Genomic DNA, 12,604 nt, shown 5'->3' with positions numbered 1-12,604 from the left:
ATAGCATTGACCATACCGTACTAAAGGCGCGGCCCTAAGGCCGCCCAGGGACACCCAAAGGGCTGTCCAGTCATTGTTAGTGATAAAACGCTGGACGTGCTGGCATGGTAATCGGCACGATTTCCCCGTTGTTCTGCGCTACGACGCAGGCATCTGCCGCCACGGCCGCTGCGTAGCCATCCCATGCTGAAGGGCCGGTCATATTGCCAGACAATACATTATTAATAAAGTCTTGCAGTTCAACGTCATAGGCATCAATAAAGCGTTTTTTCCAATCAGTCAAAATCCCCGTAGAAAGTTTTGCTGCGCTGCGCGTTTGTATCGACATTGGCTCAGGCAGATTGGCAACGCCCGATTCGCCCACCACCTGGCACTGAATGTCATAGCCATATTCACAGTTAACGAATATCTCCACGTCAATACGAACACCCTTGACGGTTTCAAGTAGTACGATCTGTGGATCTTTTAAGTGCGAAGAGGCTTTACGCGTTTTGCGAGGATAAATCACCTGTGCACTCTTGTAATCGTCTTGCAACAACCAACGTAGCACATCAAGTTCATGGATCAGCGTATCGGTAATCGCCATATCGGTGGTGTAAGAATCACCCACCTCTGGATTACGGTGCGCACAGTGCAGCATCAATGGTTCGCCAATTTCGCCGCTATCGATCAGGGTTTTCAGCGCTCGATAGCCACTGTCATAAGGACGCATAAAGCCAACCTGCACCAACTTTTTGCCCGCAGCGATTTCAGCTTCCACAATATTCATACAGCCTTGAGCCGTCACCGCCAATGGCTTTTCGCAGAATACTGCCTTACCTGCTTTAATCGCCGCGAGGACGAATTCTTCATGCGTTGGTCCCCAGGAAGTCACCAGAATGGCTTGCACTTCTGGTGAATTAATCAGGTCATGGGCATTGTCATATATCTCTGCTTTCAAACCCAGTTCGTTGACCACTTGTTCACAGTTTGCACGATTAATATCATTGAGTGCGACTACGCGCGCGTTTTGCAGCACCTGGCTGCAACGACGAATGTGTTCGCGACCAATCGCACCAGTGCCGATTACACCAATATTGAGCGTCATGATTTATTCCTTCAATCTTTTACGGGTGAAATTAATGGTTTAGGTAGTCAATACTGGTACGGATTTCACGGGCGATATCTTCTTTACTCCAGGCATCCATCACCGACGAGAAGGGCTCAAAAGCGTAAATCCCGGTGTAACCCATCTCTTCAAGGCGTTGTACTTGCTGCTTGGACTTCAACAGGTCTTCAGCGCTGAGCATAATGCGTTCTTCATCGGTCAACTCAGCGGTAGGACGCGCATCCGTTACACCAGAAAGGTGCACCAGACCGATATTTTTGACGTCAACCCCTCCTGCGAAATCTTGTTCAGCGCCTTCATACAAGTGGTGATGGAAGGTATCAAGTACGATTTTGAACGGTACGCCTGCCTGTTTAATTAGTTGTTGAGCCAATGCGGCAGAACGCAATGAACTCTGTGGGAAACCCAGCGGCTCAACTAACCCTTCGATGCCATATTCCGCAAACAGAGGGGCGAGGGTTTGCAGTGCGGCAACGGTTTGATCATTGGATATAAGTGTGCCGTCATTCAATGGACAGAGCACCAACGCTTTCGCACCTGTTTCGCGGGCATCTTTAAGTAACCCACGTGTTTTTTCCAACACGGCATCTGTTAATTGATTAAACGGATACACTGCGTTAATGGTCTCAATGGTGAACGTTTGCTGATTGGCCAACTCACGTATTTCCGCACCGCTAAAACCATCTGTCACACTGCCACTTTTCATGTCATTACGGATTTCCACCTTATTTAACCCCAACTCTTTAACCAGCGTGAAAAATTGAGAAAGGCTTAAATTTGGTGCAATTTTACGGTTAACACAGAGACGATCACTGTTTATTTTATATGTCATAACCTTACCTGAAATAATTACCAGCCATTTATGGAGAGATGTTCTGTTTTGCTGCAACGCTTTAACTGATTTTGATAGTAAATTAACTTTCTCATCCGCACGGTGTGAATATTGAGTGATTTACATCAACCTCCCTCAGATATGATCTGCGTCACGTTTACGGCTTACCGTCATACAACTCATAAAAGTAATGCTCGACTTGCTCCAGGCTGCGTCCACGCGTTTCCGGTATGGTACGCATCACAAATATTGAACCGCCTATACCGATAATGGCAAAAGTCAGAAATGCGCCCGCAAGACCCATAGATGCCAGCAAAATCGGGAATGCCATGGATATGGCGAAGTTAGCGATCCACAGTGCGAACACCGCGCCACCCATACAAATCCCACGCATACGTGCAGGGAAAATCTCGGACAGGAGTAACCAGGTTACGGGTGAAAGCGCACCTTGCTGGAAGCACAGGAACATCAACATACCGGCCAATACCAGATAGGCGCGCAACAAGTTAACGTCTCCTACGGCATGGTATTCAGGTAAAAAGAAACAGACGGCAGCGATAAAAAACAAACATGCTGTGCATCCCATTTGGCCTATCAGTACCAGTGGTCGTCGGCCAGTTTTACCAATCATCCAAATTCCCACCAGTGTCATCAATACAGAGATGACACCGTTGGCAATAGTGGCAAAAAGTGCAGCATCGTTGCTCAATCCCGTCGCGGTAAGCATGGTGGGTGCATAATACATGATGGTATTCACCCCAGTGAGCTGCTGAATGGCAGCGATACCAATGCCAAGCAGAAATACTTTACGCAGCCAGGGAGTGCGAAGATCGCGCAGTCGCCCTTTGCCTTTCTGACGGTTTTCCTCGATGGTTTCTTCAATCTCTTCTAGCTCCCACTCGACATCTTCTGCCGCTCGGGTCTTCTCCAGCACCTTTCTTGCTTCTGCAATATTGCCACGCATCATGTGCCAGCGCGGGCTCTCAGGCATGAAAATCATCCCCAGCCACAATAGCACCGCAGGAACGATTGAAATGGCCAGCATCCAACGCCACGTATGTTCTCCTCCCCAGATCTCATTGAAGGTCGCATTCGAGACATAGGCCAAAAGTTGGCCAGATACAATCATTAACTCCTGTAACGTCACAAGCTGACCACGTTTGTTTGCCGGTGCGATTTCAGCGATATACACCGGAACAGTAGCTGCAGCCCCTCCTACTGCAATGCCCAGGAAAAGACGTGAGATAATCATCGTCAAGACGTCTGGGGCGAACGAAGATCCCACCGCTCCAAGGGCAAAAATGAATGCTAACGCGATAATAATCTTGCGGCGTCCCATTGCATCGGCGAGATACCCAGCAAGTAAGGCACCAAAGGCTGCGCCAAACAGGAGCGAGCTGGTCACCAAGCCGGTAGTGAATGGTGTCAATTGTAAATCACTACGCATAAATAACAGCGCACCTGATACCACCCCCGTGTCGTAGCCAAATAACAAACCGCCTAAGGTGGCGACCAGGGCAATAATCTTCACAAAAGGTTCAGTGCGCGTCACGCTATTTGGGCCAGATGCCGTATTAGCCGATATATAAAGTTCTTTTTCCATAACCACTCCTGGTAAAAAACACATTAGGAAATACAGCAGAACAAAACAGAGTTTTACGCTATCGGTATTTTTATTTCATGTTAATTTTTATTTGAAATTACTCTTCCAAATTGTGATCCAAAGCATTTTGGCCACTTTTATTTTGATGGGTTAACATCAAATAGAAGGCGTTATTCAATTAAGACGTGTTCACAGCAGAGGGAATATCCACATGAAGGGTGATACTGGTATTAATGGCATTCAGTTATGGCAGGGGGGAGTTAGAGAGTCACTTACAAAATAATAATAAGATAAACCTTACGCCAATACTCCCTGGCGTAAGGTTGTACGGGATCAGAATTGCCAGCGAACACCGCCGTTGTAACGCCACCCTTTCGTGCCGTTCCCGTCGATTTCCTGCCGATAATCCGCTTCGGCGTAGAGCGACACGTTACTTTTTAGCGTGGCCGTGCCGCCGAGGCCAATGTCCCACATCTGGCCGAATTGACCGCTTTCAAAACTGATGCTGTCTGCACTGCCGTTGGCACTTGCCCGTGTGGTGGCTGCACCGCCCCAGCCGCGCGTATAACTGGTGCGCAGATAGGGCGTATATTGCTGCCCTGCTGTATCCTGCCAGGTGCGATCCAGACGCGCGCCCACGCGGCCAATGGTTTGATCGTAACTTCCCCAGCTCACCCGGGTGTTATCACCATCGACCAGGTCATCCATATTAAGCTGCAGGTACATCAACTGCGCCTGCGGCTCGAGGCGGATCCCCTGCCCAAGTTGCCACGGATAGCCCGTTTCCAGTGATGCTCCCCAGCCATTCCCTTTCAACTTGCCGACCTCTTTCTGCCGCGCTATATCCGTCTCGCCGCGATGCCAGTCAAATGACAGCGCGCCATCAACGTAGAATCCACTGTCGCGCAGCCATGTTCCGTACAGCGACAACGTATCGCTATCAATACTGGTCGAGCTGTAACCATCTGGAGCATCTGGTCTAATGCGCGCATTGCCGCGCGTATACGCCACGCCGGCGCGAAGGCTGTCACTGGCGCCATCGAGGCGGATCAGATTACCGCCCAATTGCACCGCGCTGTAATCCAGGTCGAAATCATAACCATACTGGTCAAGGTTACGATCCGTCTTATAAGTCAGGTTGGAACCCAGATAGCGGATAAACATCTCTCCGCCATGACCCACGCCGCTGCCTTGATCCTCGCGTAATTCCCCCAAACGTTTGTGCAGGTCATCCATCACCGCCATGTTGTAGTAGGCCAGCCCCACGGGTGCCGAGATGTAGGAAGGCATTTGTGGCGTGAGCTGTGGGCGAACCGCCTTGCCCGCCGAGTCACTAATGAAGTTGTTCGCCAGGTGATAATCCCATGCTGAACCGCTGGTGCTGCTGTACAGACCGTATTGGTAAGGGCCGGATGCCACATAGCCGTTTGTCAGAGCAAAACTGTCTGCACTGGCGCTGCCGGTAACCTGCGCCACTGAAACGCCGCGATCGGGGGTGATGATTGCCAGACTGCTCGCCACCGGTTTCACATCCAGCAAAGTGGTGCCGCTGGTGTTGCCGTTCACGTGCAGATTGTCACTGACGCCGTTGGTGCCAAGTTGCGTGTTGAGCTTCACGTAACCGCCAACCGCATTGAGGTCGCCATCAATCGTTAATGTATTACCGGGTACGCCGCTGCCATTGGTCAGATCCAGAGTGCCGGCATTATTCACCACCAGCGATCCGTCTGAAGCGCCGCTTAACAGAGGATTAACGCCATCGCCAGCAAACAGCGTTGAGCCCTCACTGATATTGATGGTGCTGTGCGCCAGTTTCAGGTTATCAGTCAAAGTCCACTGCGTGTGGTCGAAGTTAATGGTGCTCCAGCCGCCGCCCAGGTTGGTGCCCTTGCTGAGATCATCGGCGCTGAAGGAGCCACCACGCGCGGTGATGTCACTAAAACTCAAGGTGCTGCCTGCGCCGTTATCCGTGGTGATATGACGGGTGTTAGCCAAATCCACCTTTTCCACCAGCGCCTGGTTATTACCGTTCCCCATGGTCACGCTGCCATTAAGCGTACCGCCAGATACCTGCACCCTGTCGTTCCCGCTGCCCGTATTCACATCCCCTACGACGCTGCCAGATAACAATGCAATACGGTCGTCAGTCGCACCACCGGCGACCACTTCGATATCCGGGAAGGTGGCGCTGATTTGCCCCTGGTTGATAAACAGCGTTTGGCCGCCACGCAAATCAATCACCGGCGAGACTTTACTGTTCGAGAAGATGTTGCCGCGGTTGATCACTTCGCTGGCCGTATCTGTGACAATCGCTGAGCCACCGCTTAAGTCGTAAACGCCAATAAAGCCTTCGTTAATCACTTGTCCGGTGGTTTTGGCGCGCACACCCGTAGTATTGGCACCTGACAAGAAGATGTAATAGTTCGGGCCGATGGTGAGATCGTTTTGAGTGACGGAACCGTCTTCGTTTGCAAACAGATAGCCGGTACCGGGCGCGTTGGTCGCGCTATTGCTGCTCACATTGACATACACATGGTCATCATGACCGAATGAGGTGGCTGAACGAATGCCATTGCCGCCATTGATATCCAGTCGCACATAATTCAGTGCGATATTGCTGGTTTCCGCGCGGTTGTTAATCACGTTACCGGCACCGCTTAACACCACATGATCGGCACTCAATCCAACCGCGCCGTTATCCAGCAAAACCGTATCGGTCTTGCCGTTGGAGCCGATGGTACTGCTGTAACTGTTGTAAAAATCGCCTTCACCGTCTCCAATGATGTTGAGCGAACCTCCGTTGCCGACACGAATCGTTGCCGTGCCTGTGGAATAGAGTTGGCCGCTGCGTTGCACATAGATGGAGCTGCCTGATGAGGCAACCAGCGCCACACCTTTGTTCGCTGAAATTGAGCCGCTGTTGATTAACAGCCCACCCTCCGTCAACCCGACCGCGCTGCTGTTGTCGCCACTCAGAGTGACGGTGCCCTGATTATTGACATTGCCCCCCCGCCAGCACTTAACAGCGTGATGTCTTTGGCATCCGTGGTCAGATTGGTGCTATTGCTGATGCTGCTTAACCCTTCAAGCGCCTGATATCCGATTTGATTAGCGTCATGGAACGTGACATTGCTACCCGCGCCAATCACCACGGTACCGCCATTGCCGGCTTGAGCACCTATCACATGTTCGCCGTACAGATTGATGTTGCCATTCTGGTAGAAGTAGCCGGAATCGCCGAAGGCCACTCCCCCGACAGAAGGCTGTGCGACACTGGCATTGCCCGCAGTGACATTTAACGTGCCATTATTGGTGGCGCGGGCGGCCACCGAATAACTGTAACCTTCCGCGTAAATCCCAGTACTGCCATTGGCGATAAATATTGTGCCGTTGTTGGTGGCAGTCGCCCCTAACGACGCTATGCCCGTCGAACCGTTGCCGCTCAGCGCGATAGTGCCGTTGTTGACGAACTGGCCCTGGCTGCTGGCAATGAAGCCAATTTGCTGGTTCTGGGTGCCGCTGATGTTGGCATTATTGGTTAACAGCGTATTGGTGAACGGAAATAGGTCGAATGGGTAATGTTACCGGTGAGGTCGGTACGATTACCCTGCACCTGTGCCGCGATGCTGTGCACACCGTTCATGTTAATTGTGGTCCCGGCATCGATGGTGCCCTGCGCTGCGCCCTCAATACGTAAACCAATCCCATTTTCACCGAGGTTAAAGATGGCGTTGCCCGTGGTGACATCCGTGTTATCGCCACTGCCCAGCACGGCGGTCGAGAGGTTGCCGTTTGATGTCAACGTCATACCGCTGCCATCAAAGCTCGCGCCATCCTGCACCCGGAAAATCGATGAATTTTCCCCTGTTACGCCATAGTGACCGTTAGCCGGAAGCAGGATATTGGCGTTCGGACCGAGAGTCAGGAAGGTAATTTGATCGGCGCTGCTGTTGCTGAGGGGGATTGCGCCTGGCGCTAAATTGACGGTGGCATTGCCTTCCGCGCGGATACCAATCGCCCCTGCGCCGTTGAGCGTAATCGGCCCGTTGATATCAGCCGAGGCCACACCGCTGTCAATGCCCTTCACCCACACTGCGGTGTTGCGCGTTCCTGCCGTGGCATTGGCGTTACCAGTAATGTTAATCGGTCCGGTTGACCAGGCGTGAGCGAGGTTGCCATCATTCGCTATCACCATCAGGCCGCTACCGTTGTCGCCATTCAGGTTGATCAACCCTGCGTTACCTACTTGCCCGCCGCTGCCAGAGTCAATCACTTCCATCGCCGTGCCGCGACCATTAACATCGATCACGCCGTTGTTGCGGCTAACGGCATCCTCGGCGCTGTTTACGCTGATTGCCGCGCCACTTTGCACTTTCGATCCCATGACGATATGACCGTTATTGATCACACTGGAATTATCGAGTTGAAGAATCCCGGTGGCATGACTCAACAGGGTATCGACAGTACTCTCACCCGCCGCGTTTTGCGGCGTGCGGCCAAGATAAATTGTGCCATTGTTGGTAAAGGTGCTGGCGGCGCCACTTAGCGTTACCGCCATTGCGCTGCCGTTGTCCTCCACCAGATTTATGGTGCCATTATTCACACCACTGCTGTTATCTAGCCTGACGGCGGAACCGGCACTATTAATAATGCCATTGTTAATAAAGCGGCTGTTGCTGGCATTAACGGCCAGTCCGTTATTGCCCAACGTACTGCTGTCGATGCCAGTGCCATCGGCGTTGTTAAAGAAACCGCTATTGATCACACCGTTGTTAATGCCGCTGCTGCCGTTGGTTAGCACCAGAGCATCGTCATCCGTTAACCCGTTGCCGCTGCTGGCAAGCTTGCCATTAATGGTGGCGGTGGCACCGTTATCAGCCCGCATCGCGCCACCGTTGGCATTGGCCACCTCGAGTGTTTTCCCCGCTTCAATGGTGGCATGTGCATTGGGCCCTTCAGCACTGAGTACGATGCGTTCACCGATGGGCAGGAAGGCTTCATCTTCATCTGGGTTATTGACGCCCCACACCACCAGACCACTGCTGAGCGTGACAGCTTTATTGAATTCGGCGTTGTAATCGGCGCTAGCGATCTGCCCATTTTGCAGTTGCTCAATCAGCCAGTCGTTGTAGTTTTGCAAATCGGTTAACGAGGTAATGTTAAAACTGGTGGAGTCGCCATACAGTGTCGTCACGCTGAATGCGCCGTTGTAGGTCACCAGGTTGTCAACGTTGAGGCCCCAGCGGGAGACGGCAGGAATCTGCGTCGCGGTGAAGGTGATGCGGTTATCGGAATCCCAGTTCATATTGCCTTTATTGCTGGCAGTAAAGAGGCGACTCTGTTTGGCCGCCATGTCCCAGCCGTTCGTTAACGTGCTGGCGCCATCAGTGCCCAATTGCACGTTGATGGTGCCATTGCTGACCGAGGCAACGCGGGCATTAATGTACTGCTGGTTTTTCACCTCTTCGAAATCGGTTACCTGAGTACTGCTATCAACCGGTGCCAGACTGCTCAATGCGGCAGTGTTATAGGTTTGGAATTCACTGTAGGAGCGGTGATCTTCATTGGGCACGGTAATCGTAAAATCCTGCGTTCCCAGGCTCAAACGCGCTTTACCCAACAAATTGTTGTCAGTGACCAACCTGCCCTGATCTTGCAATTCACCAATCGTGATCGGAACTTCGCCACTTTTACCCGGAATGAACTGCGGTAAACCCGTCAGCGATTGTGTGCTGCCATTGCACACACAGAACACGCCAACTTTATTGTCATTTTTCGCCGGATCAAAAGGCTGAATGACAGTGGCATTGGTTTGCAAGGTGGGAATGATGATGCCTTGTGCAGCCAGCAAACTGATAACCAACGGTTTTAATTTGAATGACATCCTTTCCTCCAGAGAGAAAATAATTATTTCTGCACAGCAAAGCAGCGCCGTGCATGACGGTTTATTTGATGAAAAAGAGAGAATGGAAAGAGTTAATGCACTATGTAGAGTTATCTCATCATTTCGTAAAGAAAACGTCTAGCTGGAGTTAAGGTGAACAGCGTTAGTTAAGTCAAATTAAGAATTAGCCCTTGTAAATCAACAGATAAACTGGCGAGTTTAAGTTGGTTTATTATTGATTAATCAATGTGATAATAAGATTAATAGCGCCAGGCATTGGTGTTTATTGCCCTAAAATAATATCAATAAAACGGGTGCGTTAACTGTAATTAAAAATACCAACAACTTGAGCCTAATAGATCCAGTCTAATTTTCTTATTTACGTTGTGGCAATAAATAACCACAGCGTTAAATCGGATGATGAATAATCGTATTGAGACAAAATCGCGCCAGCTTAAATCTGTGATCATTGCCGCAACAAACACGAAAACATCCTTGTATGGTAGTCTAACATTATAAACAGGCAGGACCTTTGCTATGGCCTCTTCTACCCTTACTCAGACTCAAGCGACACAGGAAAATCACACCTCACTGATACGTCGCGTGGCCAGTGCATCGGCCATTGGCACAGCTGCAGAATATTATGACTTCTTCGCCTATGGCACTGCCGCTGTGCTGTTTTTGGCCACCTTTTCTTCCCCAGTCACGATCCGTTAATCAGCACCCTTGCCGCGTTTGCCACCTATGCGGTGGGCTTTCTCGCACGCCCAATCGGCGGCATTGTGTTTGGCCATATTGGCGATAAAGTCGGTCGCAAAAAAGCGCTGGTTGCCACCATCCTGATTGTCGGACTCGGTACTTTCTGTATTGGGCTGCTGCCAACCTACGAGAAAATTGGTATCTGGGCTCCCGCTTTATTGATCTTAATTCGTCTGCTGCAGGGCTTTGGCGTCGGCGGTGAGCAGGCAGGTGCGGTGCTGATGACGGCAGAGTATTCACAAGCGTCCCGTCGTGGATTTTTTGCCAGTTGGGTACAGATCGGCGCTCCCGTTGGCTTCTTACTGCCGCTGGCACTGTTCGCCATTCTCAACGCCACCTTGTCCGCCGATCAAATGATGGATTGGGGTTGGCGCGTGCCGTTCCTGTTAAGTGCACTGCTGGTGATTGTGGGGCTGTTTATCCGTCTGCGCATTGATGAATCCCCGGTTTTTGCCGCCATCCGCGAAACCAAGGCGGCCGAATCACGTCCATTAAAGGAGGTGATCAGCGGCAATCCACGCCTCGTGATTAACGGAGTGGCAGCCAAACTGATCGAAGCCTGTGCCTTCGCACTGTTTACCGTGATTATTTTGGCGTGGGGAAAAGCAAATAATCTTGACGCTGGGATCTTGATGAACAGCATGATCGTCGCGGTGATCCTTGAAGTCTTCGCCATCCCATTGATGGGGGCGCTGTCAGATAAAATCGGCCGCAAGCCAGTGTATTTGATGGGCGCGCTGCTCATCGTCATCTCTATAGTGCCCTTCTTCTATGCCCTGTCACAAAACAGCTATTGGCTCACGCAAATCGCGATGATCGTAGCGTTAACGCTTGGCCACAGTATGTGTTACGCACCGCAAGCCTCATGGTTCCCGGAGCTGTTCCCGACGCATATTCGCTGCAGCGGCATCGCCGTGATCTGGCAGGTGGGTTCGCTGATTGGCAGCGGCGTGCTGGGTTTAGTGGCGGTCAAAATTCTGCAAGCCGCGGGAGGACATTGGTACGGATTGGCACTGTATGTTGCCGTGCTGGGTGTGATATCGGTGATTGGCTTGTTGCGTCTGCCCGAAACAGCACCAGGGCGCCGTAATGGCGAATATCATCCCTGGGAACAACATTGATTTTCAGTTGGGCGTACTTCAGTACGCCCTTAATGCGTTATTGAGATAAGCATTGCCATTTAAAGCATTTGTTAACCGCCCTGATTGCAATAGCATGACTTTCCACTGTTTTATTCAATCAACTTGAATCTTCTTCCCATGCGCAAACTGCTTCAGCGTTGTCTTTCCCTGAATGACTTCGAAAAACATGCCCAAAGACACCTGCCACATCCCTTATTTGCGTATGTATCTGGCGGCGTTGAGGACAATATTGCGCTGCAAAACACGCTGAATTCCTACCAACGCTTTTGCCTGATACCTGAAAACATGGTGGATGTCTCGCAACGCGACATAGCGGTTGAGCTATTCGGTCATCGCTATGCGGCTCCGGTGGGCATTGCGCCAATGGGAATTTCAGCCATCACGGGTTTTCAGGGAGATATCGCTCTGGCGCGGGCAGCGGCGAGTAAGAACGTGCCATTTATTATGAGTGGTTCTTCGCTGATGCGTTTAGAAGATGTGGCAGCAGTTAATCCAGCGATGTGGTTCCAGGCCTATTTACCGAAAACACTGGAAGAAATTGATGCGCTGGTCGATCGCGTAAAGCGTGCAGGTATTCCCGTATTAGTGGTGACCGTTGATACACCGGTTAAGGCCAATCGTGAAAACAACGTGCGTGCGGGGTTCGCCACCCCCTTTCGCCCCAGTCTGGCGTTAGCATGGCAGGGTGTGACGCACCCGCGCTGGCTAACCGGCACGCTAATCAAAACGTTGATCACCAGCGGTATGCCTTATTTTGAAAACAACAATGCGGTTCGCGGTGCCCCGTTGTTCTCCAACAATGCAGTGCGCGATTTCAGTGGACGTAGCCATCTTACCTGGCAGCATATCGAACATATCCGTCAGCGCTGGCCGGGTGCCATGGTGATCAAAGGCATTCTGAGCCGTAATGATGCCCTGCGCTGTAAGGCGATGGGCATCGACGGTATCGTGGTGTCGAATCATGGAGGCCGCCAGTTGGATACGGTGATCCCGCCGATTTACGTGCTGCCAGAAATTGTTGAAGCGGCAGGCGATATGACAGTGATGCTGGATAGCGGCATCCGGCGCGGCACTGACGCGATCAAGGCGCTGTCGTTAGGCGCGAAGGCCTGCTTTGTCGGCAGGCCATTCAATTATGCGTGTGCCGTTGGCGGTACGGCGGGCGTAGAGTTGGCGATTGATTTGATCTCTAACGAAGTCAGTCGCGATATCGGCATGTTGGGTGCCCCCAAGTTGGCTGACCTCAGTGAAAAGCATTTACGCTATATAGAGTGAC

7 protein-coding genes and 1 pseudogene are annotated in these 12,604 nt (G+C 51.4%); 2 read left to right on the top strand and 6 right to left on the bottom strand.

Going from position 1 to position 12,604, the window contains the following annotated elements; all coding sequences use genetic code 11:
* Positions 1-76 precede the first annotated feature (76 nt).
* The 6 genes from iolG to HA45_RS27925 all read right to left on the bottom strand — a co-directional run bounded on the left by iolG (position 77) and on the right by HA45_RS27925 (position 9,427).
* Positions 77-1,087, bottom strand: a complete 1,011-nt coding sequence (gene iolG / locus HA45_RS05260; protein WP_100703924.1) for a bifunctional inositol 2-dehydrogenase/D-chiro-inositol 1-dehydrogenase — start codon at positions 1,085-1,087, stop codon at positions 77-79.
* A gap of 31 nt (positions 1,088-1,118) precedes the next feature.
* Entirely contained in the window at positions 1,119-1,940 is an 822-nt protein-coding gene (locus HA45_RS05255) for a TIM barrel protein (RefSeq protein WP_100703925.1), read from the bottom strand.
* Positions 1,941-2,097: 157 nt separating this feature from the next.
* Positions 2,098-3,543, bottom strand: coding sequence for a sugar porter family MFS transporter (locus HA45_RS05250; RefSeq protein WP_100703926.1), 1,446 nt, complete (start codon positions 3,541-3,543; stop codon positions 2,098-2,100).
* Between the two features lie 333 nt (positions 3,544-3,876).
* On the bottom strand, positions 3,877-6,489 hold the full coding sequence (locus HA45_RS27935) for an autotransporter family protein (RefSeq protein ID WP_244563384.1): 2,613 nt from the start codon (positions 6,487-6,489) through the stop codon (positions 3,877-3,879).
* Between the two features lie 26 nt (positions 6,490-6,515).
* The gene (locus HA45_RS27930; RefSeq protein ID WP_244563383.1) at positions 6,516-6,872 is read right to left on the bottom strand and encodes a hypothetical protein; all 357 of its coding nucleotides are present in this window, start codon (positions 6,870-6,872) and stop codon (positions 6,516-6,518) included.
* A 209-nt stretch (positions 6,873-7,081) separates the two neighbouring features.
* Positions 7,082-9,427, bottom strand: a complete 2,346-nt coding sequence (locus HA45_RS27925; RefSeq protein ID WP_244563382.1) for a beta strand repeat-containing protein — start codon at positions 9,425-9,427, stop codon at positions 7,082-7,084.
* Positions 9,428-9,964: 537 nt separating this feature from the next.
* On the opposite strand from HA45_RS27925, the pseudogene HA45_RS05240 reads away from it, so the two are divergent.
* Positions 9,965-11,307 (top strand): annotated as a pseudogene (locus HA45_RS05240) (MFS transporter).
* 138 nt (positions 11,308-11,445) lie between these two features.
* The gene (locus HA45_RS05235) at positions 11,446-12,603 is read left to right on the top strand and encodes an alpha-hydroxy acid oxidase (protein ID WP_100703929.1); all 1,158 of its coding nucleotides are present in this window, start codon (positions 11,446-11,448) and stop codon (positions 12,601-12,603) included.
* Position 12,604 lies beyond the last annotated feature (1 nt).

Source organism: Pantoea rodasii (genome assembly GCF_002095465.1).
In the GTDB taxonomy this organism is placed as follows: domain Bacteria; phylum Pseudomonadota; class Gammaproteobacteria; order Enterobacterales; family Enterobacteriaceae; genus Pantoea; species Pantoea rodasii.
This window is presented reverse-complemented; position numbering and strand designations above follow the sequence as displayed.